Source organism: Aeromonas sp. R2-1, from assembly GCF_040908425.1.
In the GTDB taxonomy this organism is placed as follows: Bacteria; Pseudomonadota; Gammaproteobacteria; order Enterobacterales; family Aeromonadaceae; genus Aeromonas; species Aeromonas caviae.
The window spans coordinates 16,974-38,832 of sequence record NZ_JBFODR010000033.1 but is presented as its reverse complement, the minus strand read 5'-3'; the positions used below and the strand labels follow the sequence as shown (position 1 = coordinate 38,832).

The following is a 21,859-nucleotide window of genomic DNA, read 5'->3' as shown; positions in this document are numbered from 1 at the left end:
AAGACAGCAGAACAAAGTGGCGCTATAATCGCCGCCTTTTTGCTATTCCGCGGTGTTAGCCGCCTGCCTTAATCTGGAAGAATCTATGTCTGATACCGAACAACTGCCCCTTTTTAGTGAGCTTGGACTGGCCGCGCCCGTATTGAAAGCGCTGCAGGACGTGGGCTATGAGCGCCCGTCTCCCATCCAGGCCGCAGCAATTCCCCACCTGATGGCGGGACACGATCTGCTGGGGCAGGCACAAACCGGTACAGGGAAGACCGCTGCTTTTGCCTTGCCTCTGTTGTCTCGTCTGGAAGCTGGTAACCGCAACACCCAGATCCTGGTGCTGGCCCCGACCCGCGAGCTGGCCCTGCAGGTGGCAGAGGCGTGCCAACGCTATGCCCACCACATGCCCGATTTCCACGTGCTGCCCATCTACGGCGGCGCTTCCTACGAAACCCAGACCCGCGCCCTGCGTCGCGGTGCCCAGGTTGTCGTGGGTACCCCGGGCCGCGTGATGGACCTGATCCGTCGCAAGAACCTGGACCTCTCCGGTCTGAAAGCCCTGGTGCTGGACGAAGCGGATGAAATGCTGCGCATGGGCTTCATCGACGACGTGGACTGGATCATGGATCAGTGCCCGGCCGGTCGTCAGGTTGCCCTGTTCTCTGCCACCATGCCGGAGCAGATCCGTCGTGTTGCCCAGAAGCACCTGAAGCAGCCCAAAGAGATCAAGATCGCCTCCAAGACCGCGACCGCCACCACCATTCGTCAGCGTTACTGGCAGGTGACCGGTCTGCACAAGCTGGACGCCATGACCCGTCTGCTGGAAGTGGAATCCTACGAAGCCCTGCTGGTGTTCGTGCGTACCAAGAACGCCGCCGAAGAGCTGGCAGGCAAGCTGGCTGCCCGTGGTCACGCCTGTGAAGCGCTGCACGGTGACATCCCGCAGAAGCTGCGTGAGCGTACCGTTGACAAGCTGCGTCAGGGCCAGCTGGACATTCTGATCGCCACCGACGTGGTCGCCCGCGGTCTGGACGTTGAGCGCATCACCCACGTAGTGAACTACGACATTCCCTACGACACCGAATCCTACGTTCACCGTATCGGCCGTACCGGCCGTGCCGGTCGCAAGGGTGAAGCCATCCTGTTCGTGGCACCGCGCGAGCGTCGCATGCTGCGTGCCATCGAGCACGCCACTCGTCAAGCCATCGAGCCGATGAAGATGCCGAGCACCGAGGACATCAACCAGCACCGTCTGGCCAAGTTCAAGGAGCGCATCCGCGAAACCATGATGGGTGAAGAGCTCGAGATCTACCACAACCTGGTGAACGAGCTGATCGAAGAAGATTCTGCCGATCCGCTGGAGCTGGCTGCCGCACTGGCCAAGCTGGTACAGGGCGATCAACCGCTGCTGCTGGATGACTCCATTCCGGATCCGGTGTTCAACGCTGGTAACGATCGCGGTGGCTTCGAGCGTCGTGAGTTCAACGACCGTGGCGGTCGTGACTTCGGTGACCGTGGCGATCGTCCGGCCCGTCGCATGCCGTCCCTGGAGCCGCGTCCGCTGAAAGACAACCCGGACGTGGAGATGGAGCGTTACCGTGTCGACGTGGGCGCCCATCACGGCGTCAAGCCGGGCCAGATCGTGGGTGCCATCGCCAACGAAGCGAACATCGAGAGCCGCTTCATCGGCAACATCGACATCGCCGATGACTTCTCCACCGTCGATCTGCCCAAGGGCATGAGCGCCGAGGTGCTGGAAGTGATCAAGAAGGCCCGTGTCTGCCAGCGTCCGCTGCAGATCACCCGTTACACCGAAGTGCCGGCCGGCGGCAACACTGCTCCCCGTCCGCCCCGCGGTGATCGTCCGTTCCGTGGCGACCGTCCTTTCAACAAGGATCGCCGTCCCCAGGGTGACCGTCCCTTCAACAAGGATCGCCGTGAAGGCGGTTTCGACAAGGGTCGCAAATTCGGTGGCAACAAGCGCCGCGACAGCTAAACCCTGACTGCACTGATGAGAAGGCCGCTCCATGGAGCGGCCTTTTTTGTGTCTGTTTTTCAGATGCGTAGCGAAGATTGTCACCTTTTTCCGGCCGTGGTGGGCACCCGGTTTGATGAGGAGCCAGTGAAAGAAAAATGGTGCAATCCATTTGCCTGGGGGTGGCGCCTGGTGTCATTCTTTGGGAAGCGATTGGATACTTTTGGAAGACGCAGAATCGTTGCTGGTTGCAAACGACTGCGACTTTGGTCTGAAGGTACATTCTGTTGTTTGCATATGAGTCAGCAGAGTGAGATGAATAAATAAACCGTATGACAGGGAGGTGCGTGATGGGCAAGTGGCTTGGCAAGGTGTTGCTGATATCTGGATGGCTCGTGTCGGGTATGGTGTTGGCGGAGGAGCCCTTCTTCAGAATTGCGGGGGCGGGGTGCTGCAATGGCAAGGGGGAGGTGGTGCTGACCCGTGCCGAGTTTGAGGCCTTGCCGCAGACGGAGGTTAAGACGGGGACGCCCTGGACCGAGGGGGAGCACCTCTATCGCGGGGTGTTGCTGCGGGACCTGGTCAGGATCTACGGTCTCAAGAGCCAGGAGGTCAAGGCACTCGCGGTCAATGAATACTGGGCCGCACTGCCGCTGGAAGACGGGGAGAAGTACCCGGTGCTGGTGGCCGAGAAGCAGGATGGCAAGGCGCTGACTCTGCGCAACAAGGGGCCGCTCTGGGTCATTTATCCCCTCACCGACCATCCCGAACTCAACAAGGAGCTCTATCACAGCCGGATGGTGTGGCAGCTGACGGCGCTGGAGAGCAAATAAGATGCTGCGCGGCAAGTTCTTGAGCCTGATCCTGATGGTGACCACCTTTTTGGGGGTGACCCTCTGGTCGGTCTGGAACTATGACCGCGCTTTCAATGCGGTGACGCGCTACACCCAGCTCTCCGCCTGGGCACTGGCTCAGCTCGAGCTGGAGATCCACGCCTTCGAGGAGGGCTTGCAGCTCTATCGTGCCGGTGCCGCCAGCCGGGAGGAGATGAACAAGCGCTTTGACATTGCCTGGAACCGGCTCGATGTCTTCCTGCACGGGGAGGAGGCAAAGTCGGTCAGGGCCCGATTCGGTGCGGACAAGGCGGTCGGCAAGATCCTCGCTCTCTTCGAACGCTATGAGCAGGATGTGGTGCAAGGGGAGCCGAATTCCCCCGCACTCAAGATGTTCACGGCCGCGCTCGATGACGAGATGCGCGGGGTGCGGGACGTGATGGTGAAAAACTTCACCGGGCCTTCTGCCATCGCCCAGCGCGAGCTGCTCAACGAGTCGAAAACCCAGAACTTCTTCATCCTGGGATTTCTGATGTTGGCGACCATGGTGATGTTGATGGTGCTGTTTCGCGAAGTGCGTCGCCAGCATTTTCTGGCGTGGAACGACCCTCTCACCCGTCTCCCCAACCGGGCGGCGCTCATCAAGCACCTACAGCAGTGGACCAGCCATCCCGGTCGGCGCAGCAGCATCACCGTCTGTCTCATGGATCTGGGGCATTTCAGGGAGGTCAATGACAGTCTGGGTTACGAAGTGGGGGACGCCTTGCTCAAACGGCTTGCGGCGCGGATCAAGGCCGCCTCTGGCCAGGGGATCTTCGTTGCCCGTACCGGCAGTGACGAGTTCACCCTCATCATCACCGGCACCATGCCCACCTATCTGCGCTTCCCGTTTCTGGAGCAACTGCGCAGCGAGCTGGCGGATCTGGTGTTTGCCGCCGATCCGGCGCACCGGGTGCGGGTCTTCATGGGCACCAGCCAGTACGTGAAACCGGATCATTCACCGGAAGAGATGCTGCTGTTTGCCGATATCGCACTCGACAGCGCCAAGCGCAAACGGCTGAATCGCAATGTGCTCTTCTCCAGCAGCATGTATCAGCACTATCAGCGCAAACGCCGGCTGTCGACCGAGCTGCGGGAGCTTATCCACTGCCCGCAATGCCCGCAACTGGCCCTTTACTATCAGCCCATCGTGCGCGGCCAGAGTGTGGTGAGGCTGGGGGCCGAGGCGCTGATCCGCTGGCATCATCCGGAATATGGCTTTATTGCCCCCCTCGACATCATCTCGCTGGCAGAAGAGAACGGGTTGGGCGAGGCGCTCGGGGGCTGGATCATCCGGCGCATGCAGCTCGATCTGTCCGGCTTCCCGAAAGAGGTACTAGCACCGCTCGAGATCTCCATCAACCTCTCCAACTCCATGTTCAACATGGGGTTGGCCAGGGAGATTGAAGAGAAGATGGGTGATGGTCCGTTGGGATTGCACCAGTTGATAGTGGAGCTGACCGAAACCATCGCCCTCGATGACATCGCCCTCAGCAAGCAGATCATTCACTCCCTGCGCCAGATTGGGGTGCGGGTGGCCCTCGATGACTTCGGGACCGGCTGGTCCTCGTTCTCTTACCTGCGTGAACTCTATTTCGACAAGCTCAAGATAGACAGATCCTTTATCACCGCGATCGACAGTGACACCCGGCAGGCGCTCTTCGTCGAAACCATCACCACCCTCTCTCATCAGTTGGGGGTGCGCGTCGTGGCGGAAGGGGTGGAAAACAGCGATGAGCTCAAGGCGGTGCTCACCATAGGGGTGGATGAGATCCAGGGTTATTTCTACTCGCGTCCCTTGCCGCTGCCGGAGTTCATGCAGTTCTGTCACCGCTATTTCGCCCACAGCGCCGCCATTCAGGAAGTGGCACTGGGCTAGCCTTGGGGCAATCGAGCTCCTGTAGCCTTGTCTTCGAGTCCCTCTGTTCGATTGTTCCTGGTTGATATTTCATCCCGACACCTTTCTCCCATGGCAGTACCTCCCATTACGCGGTTTTCTTGTGCCTCCTGCCAGAACGAGGGTGCGAGAGGACAGGCCCGGTGCTACCTTGTGCCACGAACAGTGCCACAGGGCAGAGGAGCCAAAGATGGATCGCTTGGGGGTGATGGAGGTGTTCGTGCTGGCGGTGGAGACCGGCTCGTTTTCGGCGGTGGCCCGCCGACTGGGGATGGGGCAACCCACGGTTTCCAGATTGATTGCCCAGCTTGAGGCGCACCTTGGCAGCCGCCTGTTGCTGCGTTCGACCCGGGGGCTGGCGCCCACCGAGGCCGGAGAGGCCTACTATCTGCGGGCGAGAGAGATCCTGGCCCAGGTCAACGAGGCCGATGCCATGGTGCAGCAATGCCGGGCCGGGCTGAGCGGACGCCTGCGGGTGAGCGCTCCCGTCACCTTCGCCCGCCTGCATATCATTCCCCATCTTGCCGGTTTTCTGGCGGCTCACCCGGGACTGGATCTGGAGATCCTGCTGGATGACGGCAATGTGGATCTCATTTCGGCGGGCATCGAGGTGGCTCTGCGGATCGGCAAACAGGCCGACTCGTCGCTGGTCGCCCGCTGCCTCGCCCGAAGCGACATGCGGGTGCTGGCGACGCCGGCCTATCTGGCCGCCAAAGGAGAGCCTGAGACCCCTCAGGCCCTGCAACAGCATGATCTGGTGCTTTACAGTCCACGGCCCGGAATGGGGCAGCAGTGGCGATTTCGCCGTGGCGTCGAGGAGAGGGTGGTTTCCGGAGAAGGCAGGCTGACGGTCTCGGCGGCCGAAGGCATGCGCGCCGCCGTGCTGGCAGGACTGGGGCTCGGTATCGCCTCGGAGTGGATGTTTGCCCCCGAGCTTGCCCGCGGCGAGGTGGTGGCGGTGCTGCCCGAGTGGCAACTGCCCATGCAGGAGCTCTGGACCCTGCTCCCGGCAGGTCGCCAGCCCGGTGCCAAGGCGAGCGCCTTTCTGGCATTCGTGACCGGCCTGCCCGGGGTGGGGCATACGCCAGCGGAATAACTGTTATGGTCCCCACCGCTCTACTGGTGGCGACGCTCCCCGGGTAGGCTGTGCGCATGGGGCCCGTGTCCTGGCGGGAGCCCTTCTACCACGAGGAGAAGATCATGAGTACATCGCCTTCTGCCGGAGGGGCCGCAACCCCCGGCACCTCCCTGCTCTTCGCCATGGCCCTGTCATGCGGCCTGGCAGTTGCCAACATCTACTACAACCAGCCCATGCTGGCTGTGATGGCGCAGGACTTTCCCGGGCACTCGGGCATGCCATTGATCGCTATGCTGACCCAGCTCGGCTATGCCATGGGTCTGCTTTTGCTGGTGCCGCTTGGCGATGTAGTCGAGCGCCGCTGGCTTATTCCGGGGCAGTTTGCACTGATCGCGCTGGCTTCCCTGCTGGCGGCCACGGCCGCGAGTGCCACCACCTTGATGCTGGCCTCCGTCCTGCTCGGCATCGGGGCCACGGCGGCCCAGCAGATAGTTCCGGTGGCGGCGACCCTGGCAGATCCCGCCCGCCGGGGTGCCGTGGTCGGCAGCGTGATGAGCGGCCTGCTGGCCGGAATACTGCTCAGCCGCACCGTCGCTGGCCTGGTCACCGCCTATGGCAGTTGGCGCGCCATGTTCTGGCTGGCCATTCCCCTGGCCCTGTCGGGGGCTCTGCTGATGGCCAGGATGATACCGTCCGGATTGCCGCGCTCTCCCCTCGGTTATGGCCGTCTGCTTCACTCTCTGGTCGGTCTGTGGCGCGAGGAGCCCGCCCTACGCCGCGCGACCCTGACCCAGGCCTTGCTGTTTGCCTCCTTCAGCGCCTTCTGGACCGTGCTGGCGTTCTACCTGGCCGAACCTGCCTATGGGTTGGGGGCCGACATGGCGGGTCTGTTCGGGGTTATCGGGGTGGCTGGGGTGGTTGCGGCCCCTTTGGCAGGCCGGATGGCGGATCGGTTGGGGGCCAGACCAGTGGTATTGGCCGGTGCCGTGCTGGTGGTGCTTGCCTGGATCTGCTTCGAGCTGTGGCTCTCTCTGGCCGGGCTGGCGTGCGGGGTCATCTTGCTGGATCTCGGCGTGCAGAGCGCACTCATCGCCCATCAGCAGCGCATCTATGGTCTGAGACCTGAGGCCAGGGGGCGTATCAATACCCTCTTCATGACCGGCATGTTCCTGGGGGGAACCCTCGGCTCCAGCCTGGGGATGCTGGTCTGGCAACAGGGACACTGGCTCGGGGTGGGAGCAGCCGGCATGGGGTTGGCCCTTGTTGCCTGTCTCTGCGCCCTGGTCGGCAGGCGGGGTCTGCAACCGACCATCTGAGGCATGTGCAAGACAAGAAAGGCGACCCCGGGGTCGCCTTTTGTCTGTCTGCTCGGGATGGTCTCAGAGCACCATGGCGGCAATCCAGCCGAAGATCACCAGGGAGATGTTGTAGTGGATGAAGGTTGGCACCACGCTGTCCCAGATGTGGTCGTGCTGACCGTCGGCATTGAGGCCCGATGTGGGGCCGAGCGTCGAGTCGGAGGCGGGGGAACCCGCGTCCCCCAGCGCGCCCGCGGTGCCCACCAGGGCGATGGTCGCCATGGGCGAGAAGCCGAGGTGGATGCACAGGGGCACATAGATGGTGGCGATGATGGGCACGGTGGAGAAGGAGGAGCCGATCCCCATGGTGATGAGCAGGCCCACCAGCAGCATCAGGAAGGCCGCCAGTCCCTTGTGACCTGCCATCATGCTGGAGACGGACTGCACCAGACTCTCCACCCCGTGGGTCTCCTTCATGACGGCGGCGAAGCCTGCGGCCGAGATCATGATAAAGCCGATGAGGGACATCATGCGCACACCCTGGGTGAAGGCATCCTGGCTCTCGCGGAATTTGATGACGCCGCCGCAGGTGAAGATGATGAAGCCTGCGAGCGCCCCCAGCACGATGCTGTTGGTCATCAGTTGCAGGCCGAGTGCCACGGCGATGGCCAGCAGGGCGACCCAGATGTGGTTGAGATTGAGCTCGACCGTCTCGGGTTCGGCGGCCAGGATCTTCTCCAGATCATACTGACGCGGCTTGCGGTAGCTGAAGAAGACGGCGATGAGCAGGCCGAGGAACATACCGAATACCGGGATGGCCATCGCCAGGGGCAACTGGCTGAATTCCACCGGTACGCCGTTGTCGACGAGATTCTTGGCCAGGATGTTGTTCAGGAAGATGCCGCCAAAGCCCACCGGCAGCAGCATGTAGGTAGCGGTCAGGCCGAAGGTGATGACGCAGGCCACCTGACGGCGGTCTATCTGCATCTGGGCCATGACATGCAGCAGCGGCGGGATCAGGATGGGAATGAAGGCGATGTGCACCGGGATCAGGTTCTGGGAGGAGATGGAGACCGCGAGCACCGAGGTGAGCAGCAGGCTCTTGACCCAGAGAATGCGGGTGCTGCTGGCATCCTTGCCGAGCTGGTTGATGACCTTGCGGGCCAGCAGATCGGTGATGCCGGAGCGGGAGATGGCTACCGCGAAAGCCCCCAGCATAGCGTAGGAGAGGGCGATTTCTGCACCGCCGCCCAGGCCGCCGGTGAAGGTGCTGAGGGTCTGCTCGAGGGAGAGTCCGCCGAGCAGGCCACCCACGATGGCACCGATGGCGAGGGAGACCACCACATTGATCCGCAGCAGGCTGAGCACCAGCATCAGCGCCACCGCGATAACAACAGGATTCATTTGATTTCCTTATGGATTGTGTTGCTGTCAGTCGTGTGAAAGCCAGCTAGTTTGCGAAAAACAGGCTAAATGTCGAGAAAAAAATCGGCAGATCCCGGCCAAGGGACGCATCTTCTGCTGGCGGTGAACGGGAACCGGGAAAATGGCCTTTCTTCCTTGCCCAGACAGGTCCCCTCATGCAGACAGGCTGCCATGGGCAGCCTGTCTGGGCAGGGGCTGGGAGTGTTCAGCCCTCGTCTTCGGTGTCCGTCGTTTCATCCGGGTTGGCCAGAGGCCAGCCTCCCAGGCTCTTCCAGCGATTGACGATGTGGCAGAAGAGCTCTGTGGTGCGCTCGGTGTCGTAGAGGGCCGAGTGGGCCTCTTTGTTGTCAAAGGGAATATTGGCGCTCTGACAGGCCTTGGCCAGCACCGTCTGCCCCAGGGCAAGACCCGAGAGGGCGGCGGTGTCGAAGGTGGCGAAGGGGTGGAACGGATTGCGCTTGAGGCCGGCCCGCTCGGCGGCGGCCATCACGAAGCCGTGGTCGAAGGTGGCGTTGTGGGCCACTATGATGGCGCGACCACAATCCTGCTCCTTCATGCCCTTGCGCACCCCCTTGAAGATCTCGGTGAGTGCTTCCTTCTCGTCCACCGCGCCCCGCAGCGGGTTGAAGGGGTCGATGCCGGTGAACTCCAGCGCCGCTTTCTCCAGATTGGCGCCCTCAAAGGGCTGGACATGAAAATGGAAGATCTGGTCAGGGACGAGCCAGCCCTGCTCATCCATCTTGAGGGTGTGGGCGGCTATTTCCAGCAGGGCATCGGTCTTGGCATTGAATCCGGCGGTTTCAACATCGATGACGACGGGGTAAAAGCCGCGAAAACGGCCCTTGAGGGTGTGAACGGCGTCGGTCATGGTATCTCGGTCGGCGTGAAAGGAGGCGGCATTATGGCAAAAAAGCGGGCCCTTGTCCCTTATCTGCCGCCATGGGACGGCAAGAGGACCATTTTGAAACACCTGTGCTTATAATGGGCGACGTCAACCATGGAGGGAGAGGACGATGAAGAAGCTGGGATTGGCACACAAGATGATGTTGGTGGTCTGTCTGCCGCTGTTGGCCCTGCTGTTTTTCTCCGGCCGGTACGTCTATGAACGTTATCGGGTCGAACAGGAGATGAGCGGCGCCCTGGTCGCGCTGGCGGTGGTGAAGGAGGCGGCGCAGCTGGCCCATGAGCTGCAACGGGAGCGCGGCATGTCGGCCGGCTTCCTCGGCTCTGGCGGCAACAAGTTTCGCGATGCGCTGCCTGCCCAGCGCAAGGTGGTGGACAGCCTGTTGCAGCGTTTTCATCAGGATCCTGCCTTGCTGGCGCTGACCGAGGTGCAGCAGGGAGTGGCGGGACTCACCGCCATGCGTGAGCGGGTCAGCGCCCTGGGGGTCGAGGTGGCGGAACAGGTCGGCTTCTATACCCGCCTCGTGACCGCCCTGCTGGCGGTGGTGGACAAGATAAGCGTCGACAGCATGGATGCCACCATCGCCTTGCAGACGAATGCCTACGCCGCCTTCCTGCAGAGCAAGGAGCGTGCGGGACTGGAGCGGGCGACGCTCAGCAACGTCTTTGGCCGTGACAGCTTCACGCCTGCGCTGTTGCAGCAGTTCATCTCCCTGCTGGCGGCCCAGAACACCTATCTCGAACGTTTCCAGGCGGTGGCGAGTCCCGCCCAGCGTCAGTTGCTGAACGACAGCCTCGCCTCACCCGTGGTGGCCAAGGTGGCCGCCATGGAGAAACTGGCCCTGGACAAGGCGGCAAGCGGCGGTTTTGGTGTCGATGCAGAGGCCTGGTTTGCCTTGAGTACCGACAAGATAGGCCTGCTCAAGGAGATAGAAGACAGCCTTTATCAACAGCTCTTCGAGCGGGTTGAACAGATGCGGGTCGGGAGTGCCAGTGACTTCTGGTGGGGGGCGGCTGGCGTGTTGCTGTGCATCGTCCTGACCACCTTCGTCTGCTGGCGGGTGGTGCGGGATCTGCATCTGGGCTTCATGGCCCTGCACCAGACCTTCAAGCGCCTGGTACAGGAGAACGACCTGACCGTGCGGGTCGACTGGCGATCCGGGGATGAGCTGGGGGCCCTGGCGCGGGATCTGAACCATTTCCTCGGGCACCTGGAGAGTTTGCTGCTGGCTGTGCGCCACTCCTGTGACGTGCTGATACGCAGCGCCGCCAGCTCGGCCGAGGTCATTGCCGAGGTGAATGCCGGCGTAGTCAGGGGATGCGGGCAGGTGGAGCTGGTGGCGACTGCCGCCACCGAGATGGCATCGACTGTCGCGGAGATTGCCCGTAACGCCACCCAGACCTCCCAGGCGACCCAGCAGGCCATCGGCCGGGCGAAGCAGGGTGACAAGGAGGTGGATCAGACCATCCACACTATCCAGCAGGTGGCGGGTACCCTGAGTGATACCCAGCAACTGGTGGACAGCCTGCATCAGGATACCGAGTCGGTGGGCGAAGCGCTCAACCTCATCAAGCAGATCTCGGACAGAACCAACCTGCTGGCCCTCAATGCCGCCATCGAGGCGGCCCGTGCCGGTGAATCCGGGCGCGGCTTTGCGGTGGTGGCCGACGAGGTGAGAGCGCTTGCCTCCCGTACCCAGCAGGCGGCGGACGACATAGAGCGGATGCTGGGCCGCTTGCGCCAGGGGGCCAACGAGGCGGTGGCTGCCATGCACACGGGCACCGAACAGGCAGGTCTGAGCGTGACGGAGGCCAAACGGGCGGGGAGCGAGCTGACCGACATCGTCAACGAGGTGCGCAAGGTGAGCGACATGACGGCCCAGGTGGCCACCGCCACCGAGGAGCAGCGTTACGTGACCGACGACATCCAGCAAAACGTGATGACCATCCGCGATGTGTATGAAGCCCATCGCCAGCACTCCCATACCCTGCAACAACACAGTGCCGAACTGGATGCCCTGGCCCGGGATCTGGCGGGACGCATCGCCAGCTTCAAGCTGATGGCCCCTTCTTCCCCCCACTGAGCGTTTTGACCTAAAGCTTGTCCTGCCGCTGCCGATAGATAATTCGAGATAGTGTGGAGGACAAGCCGTTGAATGCTTGGGTGTTGGGGTTGATCAGCATATCAGTGAGTATGCAGCTGCAGGCGGGCGTGACCGAATTTGGCGCCGGTCTGGATCAATCCGTCTGGCGCCTGACCTCTGATACCCAGGTGGAGTGCAGGCTGGAGCATCCTATTCCCCGCTGGGGAACCGGGGCCTTTGTCAGCCGGGCCGGGCGCAAGATCAATCTGGATTTCGAGCTCAAGGGGCAGCGACCCCAGGCGCGTACCCAGACAGTGAGCCTCGGGATCATGCCCCCCAGCTGGCGTCCCGGGGTGGCCGGGCGACAGATCAGCCAGTTGCAGTTCTATCAGCAGTTTGACGGCCTGGTGGCGGGGCAGACCGCCTGGACCATGCTGGACGAGCTGGAGGGAGGGCGTATGCCGACTTTCCAGTATCGCGACTGGTATCGTCAGGACAGGCCGGTGCGGGTATCGCTCTCGTCGGTCAATTTCAGGGTCAAGTACCAGGCGTTCATGGACTGCCTGAGTGGCTTGCTGCCCTACAGCTTCAACGACATCGCCTTCAGCGTACTCTCCTATGACAAGAACAGCGATCAGTTGTCACCGGCCTCCAAGCGGCGGCTGGCGATGATCGGTGACTATGTGAAGGCAGACAAGAGCATCGATGTGGTGGTGATCGACGCCTACAGCGACAGCTATGGCGGCCGCTGGCCAAACCAGAAGCTCTCCGAGAAGCGGGCGGATGCCATCAAGCAGGTGTTTGTGGATCTCGGCATCGAGGAGGGCAAGATCTCGGTGGAAGGGCACGGTGAGAAACAGCACGTGGCCTCCAACGAAACGGAAGCTGGCCGAGCCAAGAACCGCCGGGTGGTGATCAACATGGGACGCAACGGCACTATCTGATCCCGTTGAGTCATCGAGAGGGGCGGGATTTTCGCTGTAGTCAGGAATAAAAAATGCCAGTCGGCGAACCGACTGGCATTTTTTTCGCGGGTATCCGGGATTACTTGGCCAGGGATTCCGGCAGGTTTTCGCGGATCTTGCCGAGCATCTCTTTCAGCACGCGGGGGTTGGCCACCACGATGTTGCCGGAGTTTTCGTAGTTGTGACCACCGACGAAGTCGGTGACGATGGCGCCGGCTTCTTTGGCCAGCAGCTCACCGGCGGCGGTGTCCCAGGGTTTCAGGCCGATTTCCCAGAAACCGTCGACGCGGCCAGCGGCCACATAGGCGAGATCCAGCGCGGCGGAGCCAGCACGACGGATATCGGCACACTCGATGAACATGCTCTGGAACATCTTCAGGTAGGGTTCGATGTGGTGCTTCTGCTTGAACGGGAACCCGGTGGCCAGGATAGTGCCGGAGAGCTCTTTGGCCTTGCCGACACGAATACGGTAGCCGTTCAGCTGGGCGCCGCTGCCACGGGTGGCAGTGAACAGCTCGTCACGGATGGGATCGTAGACAACGGCTTGTTCGGTCTTGCCCTTGACGCGCAGAGCGATGGAAACGGCAAAGTGCGGAATGCCCTTGACCAGGTTGGTCGTGCCATCCAGTGGGTCGATGATCCATTGGTAGTCCGGATTGGTACCGGCAATCTCACCAGACTCTTCAGCAACGATGCTGTGTTCCGGGTAAGATTTTTTGATGGTGTGAATGATGGCCGCTTCGGCGTCACGGTCAACGTTGGTCACGAAGTCATTGCTGCCTTTCTGGATAACCTCGATGTTCTCGGGTTGAGAAAAGGCTTTTACTACTACTTGACCGGCGTTGCGCGCAGCGCGCACGGCGATATTCAGCATCGGATGCATAGGTTCACCACTGGATGTTAAAGAACGGGGGATAAAAGGACGCGACATCTTACCAAGATATTCGGGAATAGCAACTGCTATGCCCTCATTCGGTCAGGGTGGTGACTGACAGATCTGACGGCTCCAATAAAGACCTGTAATCAACTAGTCTTATCGCGACAGCCGGATAACAGGCTGTGGTGAGCATAGGGATATGAGCCATGAATCTGTCATTAGTCAGTCAGAAACCGTCGTCGCGGACGACTCTGGGTGTGTTGGCCGCACTGCGTGCCGCCAGCGAAGAGAGCGATTATGTCACCGAGGTCCGGGTGGCGCAGCCCCAGCAGTGGCAACCGTCGAAGGACGAAGCGGCGATACTGCTGCTGGAAGAAGAGGGGGCTGCTTGGCCTGTTCCGCTCTGGCCAGCAGGAGGCAGTGCACTGGGATTGCCGGTGCTTCCCCTGTTGGTGCATCGACAGTATGAACATGCTCCACAGGGGCCGGATGTTCGGGATCCGCATTTTTATTTCGTCTCCAACGGTATTCTGCTGGATGAGGCCGAACTGGCGGATCCTGCCTGCAGCCTGGTGCTGCAAAGCAAGTTTGAATCCTATTTCCCGCTGCTTTCCCGTCTTATTTTGCTGCGCCAGCGCCAACCAGGGGTACTGAGCAGCTAATCATCTCCCCCTCGATGCGGGCTGTTCAAGCGGCACAATATTTGTCATAACTGACCGACATTGTGCCGCTTTGCTATGGCCTGTGCAGCGGCTCACCGTGTGTTCGTCGACGGAGGTGACATGAAGGTTTATGAGCTGAGACGAGCCCCCAATGCCCGTCGGGTCAGAATGTTTCTGGCGGAGAAGGGGGTCGAGATGGAATATCAACAGGTTGATCTGGGGGCGGGGGAAAACCTGGCGCCCGCTTTTTTGACCAAGAACCCGGCCGGGCGCATTCCTGTGCTGGAACTCGATGACGGAACCTGTCTGAGTGAAACCCTGGCCATCTGCCGCTATTTTGAAGAGCTCCACCCAGAGCCGAACCTGTTTGGCAGCACCGCGCTGGAGCGCGCCACCATAGAGATGTGGAGTCGCTTCATCGAGTTCAACCTCTGGCTGCCGACCGGTATGGCGTTTCGTCATATCACCGGTTTTTACAAAGACCGGGAACGGGTCTTCCCCGAATGGGGGGAGGAGTGCAAGCAACAGGCTCAGATCTGGTTTGACAAGCTGGATGCCCGTCTTGCCGAGGTGCCCTATATTGCGGGGGAACGCTTCACCATCGCCGACATTCTTGCCCTCTGTACCATTGATTTTGGCAAGGTGGTCGGCCTGCGTATCACCCCCGAACTGCCCCATTTGCAGGACTGGCATGAACGGGTGAGTGCCCGGTCCAGCGCCCAGGCCTGATCCTTTCCCCTGAACGTTCAAGGAGTCCAAGATGATAGAGTTGTACACTGCCGCCACGCCCAACGGGTTCAAGGTGTCGATCGCCCTCGAAGAGCTGGGGCTGCCCTACAAGGTCATTCCCCTTGATTTCGCGACCATGGAGCAGAAGAAGCCCGAGTTCCTGGCCATCAACCCCAATGGCCGCATCCCGGCCATCGTCGATCGGGACAATGGTGACTTTGCGGTGTTCGAGTCCGGCGCCATCCTTATCTATCTGGCGGAAAAAACCGGCAAGTTGCTGCCGCAGGATCCCAAGCGCCGCTCCCAGGCCATCCAGTGGCTGATGTTCCAGATGGGGGGCGTCGGTCCCATGATGGGGCAGGCCAACGTCTTCTATCGCTATTTCCCCGAGAAGATCCCGGCCGCCATCGAGCGTTACCAGAAGGAGGGGCGACGCCTGTTCGAGGTGCTCGACGGTCATCTGGCACACCATGAGTATCTGGCGGACGAGTACAGCATCGCCGACATCGCTACCTGGCCCTGGGTGCGCATCCACGACTGGAGTGGTATCTCCATCGAGGGGTTGGTGCATTTGCAGGCCTGGATGGCACGCATGGAAGCCAGGCCCGCCTGCCAGAAGGGCATCACCATTCCACCGCGCAATGAGAGCCCCGAGGATCAGGTCAAGCGGGCGCAGCAGATGGTGACTCGCTGACACCATCATGATGGCCCTGACGGGCCATCTTTTTTATTCCCCTTTGACTCCCCGTTGTTTGACGATCTGCATCGCAGTCGCTTTTTGTCTTTCAAATAAGCCATTTATCAAAAATCAAAAGTCATTCTCCCTGATTAATTGTTATGTTATAACGCCATCTCTTTGGTTGATGAACATGAAGCTTGGATGGAAAGGATGACAAAAAAATGCACCGCAGCCGGGTGGTTCGCCCTGGCTCTGATGGCAGGAACGACTGCAGCCGACGGCAAACCGCTTTCCATGGCGGGGCCTTGGGAGATCCACAGTGTCGACCCCGCCAGCAACGGGGTCTTCTTTACTCGCATGCAGGTGGCGGAGACCCTGGTGGATGTCGATGGGAAAGGCAATCTGCAACCCGGGCTTGCCAGTGAGTGGTCGCGTAGCGATGACGGTCTGCAGTGGCGATTCACGTTGCGCCCCGGGGCCCGTTTTCACGATGGCAGCGAGGTGAGCGCCGAGCAGGCCGCTTTTGCCCTGCAACAGGCCTGGCGCAAGCCCGGCGTGATGACCAGCGCTCCCATTGCGTCCATCGAGGCTGGCGATGGCGTCTTGAAGGTCACCCTGAGCGAACCCTTTGCCTCCCTGCCCGCCGTGCTGGCCCACCCCAGCACCCAGATCCTGGCGAAGGCCGCCTACGATACCAAGGGGGAGGTAACCCAGGTGATAGGCTCTGGCCCCTACCGCATCACCCGCCTGCAACAACCCCAGCGGATAGAGACTGTGCGTTTCGACGGCTGGCAGGGGGCCAGGCCTGCAATCGAGGAGGTCAGCTACCTGACGGTGGGGCGTGCAGAGAGCCGCACCCTGATGGCCGAGAGCGGTCAGGCCGACATCGCCTGGGGGCTGGATCCGGTCAGCATCCGCCGCTTGCAGCAGGCGTCACGGGTCTCCATCGCCTCGGTTACCCTGCCACGGACCATCCAGCTCAAGCTCAATGGCGCCGATCCCCGTCTGAGCGATCCGGTGGTGCGCCGTGCCCTGAGTCTTGCCATCGATCGTCGTGGTATGGCAGCCGCCCTGCTGCGGGATCCCGAGATGGCGGCAACCCAGCTCTTTCCTCCCACTCTGGGGGAGTGGCACCAGCTCGGGTTGACGCCGCTTGCCTATGACGTCAAGGCGGCCCGGGCGGCCTTCGCGGCGGCAGGCTGGCAGCCGGGGGAGGACGGTGTGCTGCGCAAGGGGGAAGAGCGCTTCGCCCTGACCCTGCGTACCTTCCCTGATCGTCCGGAGCTGCCGCTCCTCGCCACGGCACTGCAGGCGCAGTGGAAGGCGGTGGGGGTGGATCTCAAGGTGGCGGTGGGCAACTCGAGCGAGATACCGGCGGGCCATCAGGACGGCTCCCTCCAGCTTGGTCTCTACGCCCGCAATTATGCCCTGGTACCGGATCCCTTGGTCACTTTGCTGGGGGATTTGGCCCCTGCCGGTGCGGACTGGGGGGTGATGAACTGGCACTCCCCGGCCATGACGCAAACGCTGACCCGCCTTGCCACGCAAGCCTTGTCGCCCACAGACGCCGCTGCGGCTCGCCGGGAGATAGCCACGACACTGCAACAGGAGTTGCCGCTTCTGCCCATCGCCTGGTACCGCCAGAGCGCGGCGGTCAGTCGGGGGCTGGAGGGGTTTGAACTCGATCCCCAGGAGCGCAGCTATGGCCTGGACAGGTTGACATGGAGCGCACGATGACAGCGACACCCTTGTCTCGCGTCATGGGGATACTGGGTCAGCGTCTGGTGCAGGCGCTGGTGGTTGCCCTGCTGGTGGCCGGACTCTGTTTTCTGATGGTGCAGTCCCTGCCCGGAGACATCGCCTTTCGTATCGCGGCGGGTCGTTATGGCTATGACTATGTCACCGCCGAGACGGCCAACGCGGTGCGCAGCGAGCTGGGGCTGGCCGGCTCGGCCCTTGCCCGTTTTGGCGACTGGCTGTGGGCCTTGCTGCAAGGGGATCTCGGCAGCTCCCTGGTGACGGGCGCACCGGTCGCCACCGACGTGGGTCATCACCTGGGCGCCACCCTGACGCTCGCGAGCGCCTCCGTGGTGCTGGCGCTGGTGGTGGCGCTGCCGCTTGGCAGCTTGAGTGCGCTGCGTCCGGGGGGATGGTGTGATCGCCTGACCCTGGGCTGGAGCGTGCTGATGCGTGCGTTGCCCCCCTTCTTGCTCGGCCTGGTGCTCATGGTGATGCTCTCGGTGGAGCTGGGCTGGGTCAGTGCGGCAGGGCACGGGGAGGGGAGCAACCTGCTGCTGCCCGCCCTGACCCTGGGATTGGGGCTCTCCGGCGTGCTCTCCCGGGTGGTGCGTGAAAGCGTGCTCACCGTGGTGCAGTCCGGTTATTACCGATTTGCCCTCACCAAGGGGCTTTCGCCGGCCCGGGTTTTCTGGCGCCACGGTCTGCGCAACACCGGGGTCAGCATCATCGCCTACACCAGCGTGCAGCTGGTGCTGCTCATCGAGGGGGTCGTGGTGGTCGAGAGCCTGTTTGCCTGGCCCGGGATCGGCCATGCGCTGGTGCACGCCATCTTCTGGCGCGACATCCCCATGGTTCAGGGGACCGTGCTGGTGCTGGCGGTGCTCTTCGTGCTGCTCAATACCCTCACCGACCTGCTTTGTCTTGCCATTGACCCCCGTGGTCCCAAGGAGTCCTGATCATGTCGTTGTCTGTCAAAACGGGGCTGGGCCTGCTCCTGCTGGTGGTGCTGTTTGCCCTGCTGGGCCCCGTGCTCTGGCCCGATCCGGCGGCTCAGGATCTGGCACAGTTTCTGGCTGATCCCTCCTGGCAGGAGCCCCTCGGGCGGGATCAGATGGGGCGCAGCCTGATGGCGCGCCTCGCGGCGGCGACCCGGCTCTCCCTGCTGCTGGGACTGCTGTGCGTCATCACGGCGGCGCTGTTGGGGTCATTGCTGGGCTGGCTCTCGGCCTGGCGCGGCGGCTGGGTCGACGGTCTGCTGCGCAGCCTGGCCGACGGCGTGCTGGCCCTGCCAGGCCTGTTGCTGGTGCTGCTCTTCTCCGCCATGGCCCAGGGTGGCTTTGCCATCCTCTATCTCGGGTTGGCCATGGCCCAGTGGGTGGAGTATTACCGGGTGGTGCGTGCCCGCAGCCGGGGGCTGCTCGCCTCGCCCCAGGTGGAGGCGTCCCGTCTGCTGGGATTCGGCCATGCCCATGTGGTGCGGCGCCATCTCTGGCCCGAGCTCGCCCCCCAGTTGCTCACCATGATGGCCTTCGGCCTAGCGGGTGCCATTCTAACCCTCTCTACCCTGGGCTTTGTCGGAGTGGGCATTCAGCCGCCAACGCCCGAGCTGGGGCTGATGATGACGGAGGCGCTGCCCCACTATCAGGAGGCTCCCCGTCTGCTACTGGCCCCCATTCTTGTCATGGGGCTGATGTTGCTGGCCCTGGTGCTGCTTCATCAGACGCGCGGCCTTGACATGCCATCTTCACAAGGAGCCACCTCATGACGGCCATTCATATCAAGGGGTTGCAGGTCGATGATGGCCAGAAAACCCTGTTGCAGGCGCTGGATTTCACCATTCATCCCGGCACCGCCCTGACCCTGATCGGGGAGAGCGGTTCGGGCAAATCCCTGTTGGCTCATGCCCTGATGGGGACCTTGCCAGCCCCCCTGACAGGCCGGGGCGAGATGGTGTCGGGTGGCCGCCATCACAACCTGGCCGACACGCCTCGTCTGCGCACTCTCTGGGGGCGGGAGCTGGCGATGCTGCCCCAGGAGCCGGTGCTGGCGCTGGATCCCACCATGGGGTTGCTTGCCCAGGTGGAGGAGGGGTGGCTGCCAGGGGGCAAGGAGGCCCGATCGCGGGCCCGCGCCGCCCTCGAGCGGCTTGGACTGGCCGGGCGGGAGGGCGCCTTTGTACACCAGCTCTCGGGAGGCATGGCCCAGCGCGCGGCCTTTGCCGCCGCCACCCTGGGGGAGGCCCGTCTGCTGGTGGCCGACGAGCCCACCAAGGGGCTCGACAGCCGGGCCGCAGCCAGGCTGGGTGCCTTGTTGCTGGGCTACCTGGCCCGTGGACGCCATCTGCTGACCATCACCCATGATCTCTCCCTGGCTCGCGCATTGGGGGGCTGGGTGCTGGTGGTCAAGGGAGGAGAGATCGTGGAGCAGGGGCCCGCCGAGCGTGTGCTGCACACGCCATCCCATGCCTATACCCGGGCCCTGCTGGCGGCGGAGCCCTCCGCCTGGCCCGAGGCGACCGTCCCTCCCACCGGTGACTGGCTCATCCGCGGGAAGGGGCTTGCCATGGGATATGGGGATCAACCCCTGTTCACGGGGCTCGACCTTGCCCTGGCGCAAGGGGAGCGAATGGCCATCATGGCGCCGAGCGGCGCGGGCAAGAGCACCCTCGGCAACGTGCTGCTGGGGCTGCAACGCCCCCTGCAAGGGGAGGTGCTGCGCCGGGAAGGGATAGCCCCCTGCCGCTGGCAGAAGCTCTATCAGGATCCGGTGCAGGCCTTTGCAAGTCGGGTGCGCCTCGCCACCCAGTTCGATGATGTGCTGCGTCTGCACAGGCTGCCTCGCCATCGGCTTGTCGACTATCTGGCCCGGTTGGGGCTGGATGAACGGCTGCTGACGCGCCTGCCAAACCAGGTCTCGGGAGGGGAGCTGCAGCGGCTGTCGCTTATCCGGACCCTGCTGCTGCGCCCCGTGCTGCTGTTCGCCGATGAGCCCACGTCCCGGCTCGATCCCCTGAGCCAGCAACAGACCATCGCCTGTCTGCTGGAGGAACTGGGAGAGATAGGCTGCGCCCTGCTGCTGGTGACCCATGACGAGGGGCTGGCCGGCAAGGTTGCCCCTCGTTGTCTGAGACTGGGGGAGGTAGGTTCCCCCATGTTCGAAGGCGCGTCGGCCGAGGTGAGAAGAGTGGGGTAAAGAGGGGGCAGAATGAATCCTTCTCCCATGATGAGATGACAGTGACGGGGCCTTGGGCCCCGTCGCATTAGAAAAACTTGGGTAAGCAGATTATAAAGTTTCGTTCGTTTTTTGTGATATGAATCACTAAGATTGTCGCAAGCCAGAGAGCGTCCTGCTGCTGGCGGGTGCGGGTCCTCCGCCTTGTTCCTCTTCAACGACCTTTGTCAGACACCTCCTGCAGACCCCTGCCCGGAGGGTGGCGGCTTTTTGATCTTTTTCGGACGAGATATGTATCGGCACAGCTTCTATCCCCTGTTTTTCCTGACCATTCTGATGGTCGCCGTGGGCCAGATGACCCAGACCCTCTATGTGCCCTCCATTCCCATGATGGCGGGGGACTTCCATGTGGCCTCCGGCCAGCTGCAGGCGGTGATGGCCTGCTACCTCATTCCCTACGGCCTCTCCCAGTTCGTTTATGGCCCCTTGTCGGATCGCATCGGTCGTCGCCCTGTGCTCATCATCGGCATGATGATCTTCCTGGTCGGCACCCTCACCATCCAGCTGATCCCGAGCTTCACCGCCTTGCTGGCGGGCAGCCTGATCCAGGGGCTGGGCACCGGGGCAGGGGGCGCCATGAGCCGGACCGTGATGCGCGACCGTTACAGTGGCGCCGAGCTCAACCGTGCCAACAGCCTGGTAAGCATGGGGGTCATCTTCTCCCCTCTGCTGGCACCTGTGCTGGGCGGCTGGCTCACCGAGCTGTTCAACTGGCGTGCCGGCTACTGGTTCCTGTTCGGTTTTGGTGCCCTGACCACCCTGGCGCTGCTGGCCTGGTTTGGGGAGACGCTGCCAGCATCCGCCCGCCAGCATTCGCTGCGGGTGGGCGCCGCCTATCGTCATGTGCTCGGCAACCCGCGCTTTCAGGGCAACCTGCTCTGTCTGATGGCCACCTTTGCCGGCCTCGCGGTATTCGAGGCGGCGGCCGGGGTGTTGCTGGGGGACGTGCTCAAGCTGAGTGCCCGCACCGTCAGCGTGCTGTTCGTGCTGCCGCTGCCCGGTTATCTGTTCGGCGCCTGGCTCTCCGCCAGACTGAGTTTTCGCCTGAGCCAGGGCAAGCTGATGCGCCTTGGCATTGCCTTTCTGGCCCTGGGGTCGCTCATCATCCTGGTACCCGGGCTGCTCGGTATGGTGAGCGCTGCCTCCCTCGTGGGCGGGGCTGCGGTCTACTTCATTGGCAGCGGCATCCTCTATCCGACCGCCACCTCCTGTGCCATCGAGCCCTTCCCGGGCCAGGCCGGCACCGCGGGAGCCGTGCTCGGGGGCATGCAGAATCTGGGGGCTGGCGTGGTAACCCTGCTGGCCGCCAGCTTCCCGATGACGGGGCAGGTGACCCTGGGGGCCATCATGACGGTGATGGTGCTGATCGTGGCCTTGAGCTTTGTGTGGCTGCGCCACCACGGCGCGCCCCACGAGCAGATGGCCGTCTGACACGGCCAAGAGCCCGCCCCGTTGG

General features: G+C 62.6%; 18 protein-coding genes. 15 read left to right on the top strand and 3 right to left on the bottom strand.

Translation table 11 applies throughout. From position 1 onward, the window contains the following. The first annotated feature begins 85 nt into the window (after positions 1–85). The 5 genes from AB5Y80_RS11970 to AB5Y80_RS11950 all read left to right on the top strand — a co-directional run bounded on the left by AB5Y80_RS11970 (position 86) and on the right by AB5Y80_RS11950 (position 7,126). Positions 86–1,984 (top strand): DEAD/DEAH box helicase, encoded by a 1,899-nt coding sequence (locus AB5Y80_RS11970; protein WP_029314717.1) that lies wholly within the window; start codon positions 86–88, stop codon positions 1,982–1,984. A 329-nt stretch (positions 1,985–2,313) separates the two neighbouring features. Continuing rightward, positions 2,314–2,796 (top strand): molybdopterin-binding oxidoreductase, encoded by a 483-nt coding sequence (locus AB5Y80_RS11965; protein ID WP_039038761.1) that lies wholly within the window; start codon positions 2,314–2,316, stop codon positions 2,794–2,796. A gap of 1 nt (position 2,797) precedes the next feature. Continuing rightward, entirely contained in the window at positions 2,798–4,714 is a 1,917-nt protein-coding gene (locus tag AB5Y80_RS11960) for a putative bifunctional diguanylate cyclase/phosphodiesterase (RefSeq protein ID WP_368172971.1), read from the top strand. Positions 4,715–4,922: 208 nt separating this feature from the next. After that, a complete protein-coding gene (locus tag AB5Y80_RS11955) occupies positions 4,923–5,828 on the top strand; it encodes a LysR family transcriptional regulator (RefSeq protein ID WP_052816366.1) in 906 nt (301 codons plus the stop codon). Between the two features lie 104 nt (positions 5,829–5,932). Next, positions 5,933–7,126, top strand: coding sequence for an MFS transporter (locus tag AB5Y80_RS11950; protein WP_368172970.1), 1,194 nt, complete (start codon positions 5,933–5,935; stop codon positions 7,124–7,126). Positions 7,127–7,189: 63 nt separating this feature from the next. Here AB5Y80_RS11950 and AB5Y80_RS11945 read toward each other — a convergent pair whose 3' ends face one another. Both AB5Y80_RS11945 and rnt read right to left on the bottom strand, forming a co-directional pair. After that, positions 7,190–8,512, bottom strand: coding sequence for a Na+/H+ antiporter family protein (locus AB5Y80_RS11945; RefSeq protein WP_368172969.1), 1,323 nt, complete (start codon positions 8,510–8,512; stop codon positions 7,190–7,192). A 226-nt stretch (positions 8,513–8,738) separates the two neighbouring features. Then, positions 8,739–9,401, bottom strand: coding sequence for a ribonuclease T (gene rnt, locus AB5Y80_RS11940; protein ID WP_010675098.1), 663 nt, complete (start codon positions 9,399–9,401; stop codon positions 8,739–8,741). A 145-nt stretch (positions 9,402–9,546) separates the two neighbouring features. Between rnt and AB5Y80_RS11935 the strand changes: the two genes are divergently transcribed. Together AB5Y80_RS11935 and AB5Y80_RS11930 are read left to right on the top strand one after the other, a co-directional pair. Continuing rightward, complete coding sequence (locus AB5Y80_RS11935) at positions 9,547–11,520, top strand: methyl-accepting chemotaxis protein (protein ID WP_368172968.1); 1,974 nt, start codon at positions 9,547–9,549, stop codon at positions 11,518–11,520. Between the two features lie 68 nt (positions 11,521–11,588). Beyond that, positions 11,589–12,464: an OmpA family protein gene (locus AB5Y80_RS11930; protein ID WP_039038755.1), complete on the top strand. Its 876-nt coding sequence runs from the start codon at positions 11,589–11,591 to the stop codon at positions 12,462–12,464. Between the two features lie 100 nt (positions 12,465–12,564). Here the strand turns inward: AB5Y80_RS11930 and suhB are convergent, their stop codons facing one another. Further along, complete coding sequence (suhB, locus tag AB5Y80_RS11925) at positions 12,565–13,368, bottom strand: inositol-1-monophosphatase (RefSeq protein WP_039038754.1); 804 nt, start codon at positions 13,366–13,368, stop codon at positions 12,565–12,567. Between the two features lie 200 nt (positions 13,369–13,568). Between suhB and AB5Y80_RS11920 the strand changes: the two genes are divergently transcribed. From AB5Y80_RS11920 to emrD, 8 genes are all read left to right on the top strand, one after another. After that, a complete protein-coding gene (locus AB5Y80_RS11920; protein ID WP_286701145.1) occupies positions 13,569–14,024 on the top strand; it encodes a hypothetical protein in 456 nt (151 codons plus the stop codon). A gap of 120 nt (positions 14,025–14,144) precedes the next feature. Continuing rightward, a complete protein-coding gene (locus tag AB5Y80_RS11915; RefSeq protein WP_223956550.1) occupies positions 14,145–14,753 on the top strand; it encodes a glutathione S-transferase family protein in 609 nt (202 codons plus the stop codon). 31 nt (positions 14,754–14,784) lie between these two features. Then, on the top strand, positions 14,785–15,447 hold the full coding sequence (locus AB5Y80_RS11910) for a glutathione S-transferase family protein (protein WP_039038751.1): 663 nt from the start codon (positions 14,785–14,787) through the stop codon (positions 15,445–15,447). A gap of 195 nt (positions 15,448–15,642) precedes the next feature. Then, positions 15,643–17,169, top strand: coding sequence for an ABC transporter substrate-binding protein (locus AB5Y80_RS11905; RefSeq protein ID WP_368172967.1), 1,527 nt, complete (start codon positions 15,643–15,645; stop codon positions 17,167–17,169). Then, positions 17,166–18,128 carry an ABC transporter permease gene (locus AB5Y80_RS11900; RefSeq protein WP_201893734.1) on the top strand — a complete coding sequence of 321 codons (963 nt, stop codon included), beginning with the start codon at positions 17,166–17,168 and terminating at the stop codon, positions 18,126–18,128. Before AB5Y80_RS11905 ends, AB5Y80_RS11900 begins: the two co-directional genes overlap by 4 nt. 2 nt (positions 18,129–18,130) lie before the next feature. Next, on the top strand, positions 18,131–18,937 hold the full coding sequence (locus AB5Y80_RS11895) for an ABC transporter permease (RefSeq protein WP_010675089.1): 807 nt from the start codon (positions 18,131–18,133) through the stop codon (positions 18,935–18,937). Then, positions 18,934–20,364, top strand: a complete 1,431-nt coding sequence (locus AB5Y80_RS11890; protein ID WP_368172966.1) for an ABC transporter ATP-binding protein — start codon at positions 18,934–18,936, stop codon at positions 20,362–20,364. The genes AB5Y80_RS11895 and AB5Y80_RS11890 overlap by 4 nt, the downstream gene beginning before the upstream one ends. Positions 20,365–20,634: 270 nt before the next feature. Then, complete coding sequence (gene emrD / locus AB5Y80_RS11885) at positions 20,635–21,834, top strand: multidrug efflux MFS transporter EmrD (protein WP_039038746.1); 1,200 nt, start codon at positions 20,635–20,637, stop codon at positions 21,832–21,834. Positions 21,835–21,859: the final 25 nt, after the last annotated feature.

Excerpts from the sequence above, each read along its gene's own strand:
- AB5Y80_RS11970 (WP_029314717.1), top strand. The coding sequence starts at position 86 with ATGTCTGATACCGAACAACTGCCCCTTTTTAGTGAGCTTGGACTGGCC.
- AB5Y80_RS11965 (WP_039038761.1), top strand. The coding sequence starts at position 2,314 with ATGGGCAAGTGGCTTGGCAAGGTGTTGCTGATATCTGGATGGCTCGTG.
- AB5Y80_RS11960 (WP_368172971.1), top strand. The coding sequence starts at position 2,798 with ATGCTGCGCGGCAAGTTCTTGAGCCTGATCCTGATGGTGACCACCTTT.
- AB5Y80_RS11955 (WP_052816366.1), top strand. The coding sequence starts at position 4,923 with ATGGATCGCTTGGGGGTGATGGAGGTGTTCGTGCTGGCGGTGGAGACC.
- AB5Y80_RS11950 (WP_368172970.1), top strand. The coding sequence starts at position 5,933 with ATGAGTACATCGCCTTCTGCCGGAGGGGCCGCAACCCCCGGCACCTCC.
- AB5Y80_RS11945 (WP_368172969.1), bottom strand. The coding sequence starts at position 8,512 with ATGAATCCTGTTGTTATCGCGGTGGCGCTGATGCTGGTGCTCAGCCTG.
- rnt (WP_010675098.1), bottom strand. The coding sequence starts at position 9,401 with ATGACCGACGCCGTTCACACCCTCAAGGGCCGTTTTCGCGGCTTTTAC.
- AB5Y80_RS11935 (WP_368172968.1), top strand. The coding sequence starts at position 9,547 with ATGAAGAAGCTGGGATTGGCACACAAGATGATGTTGGTGGTCTGTCTG.
- suhB (WP_039038754.1), bottom strand. The coding sequence starts at position 13,368 with ATGCATCCGATGCTGAATATCGCCGTGCGCGCTGCGCGCAACGCCGGT.
- AB5Y80_RS11920 (WP_286701145.1), top strand. The coding sequence starts at position 13,569 with ATGAATCTGTCATTAGTCAGTCAGAAACCGTCGTCGCGGACGACTCTG.
- AB5Y80_RS11915 (WP_223956550.1), top strand. The coding sequence starts at position 14,145 with ATGAAGGTTTATGAGCTGAGACGAGCCCCCAATGCCCGTCGGGTCAGA.
- AB5Y80_RS11910 (WP_039038751.1), top strand. The coding sequence starts at position 14,785 with ATGATAGAGTTGTACACTGCCGCCACGCCCAACGGGTTCAAGGTGTCG.
- AB5Y80_RS11905 (WP_368172967.1), top strand. The coding sequence starts at position 15,643 with ATGACAAAAAAATGCACCGCAGCCGGGTGGTTCGCCCTGGCTCTGATG.
- AB5Y80_RS11900 (WP_201893734.1), top strand. The coding sequence starts at position 17,166 with ATGACAGCGACACCCTTGTCTCGCGTCATGGGGATACTGGGTCAGCGT.
- AB5Y80_RS11895 (WP_010675089.1), top strand. The coding sequence starts at position 18,131 with ATGTCGTTGTCTGTCAAAACGGGGCTGGGCCTGCTCCTGCTGGTGGTG.
- AB5Y80_RS11890 (WP_368172966.1), top strand. The coding sequence starts at position 18,934 with ATGACGGCCATTCATATCAAGGGGTTGCAGGTCGATGATGGCCAGAAA.
- emrD (WP_039038746.1), top strand. The coding sequence starts at position 20,635 with ATGTATCGGCACAGCTTCTATCCCCTGTTTTTCCTGACCATTCTGATG.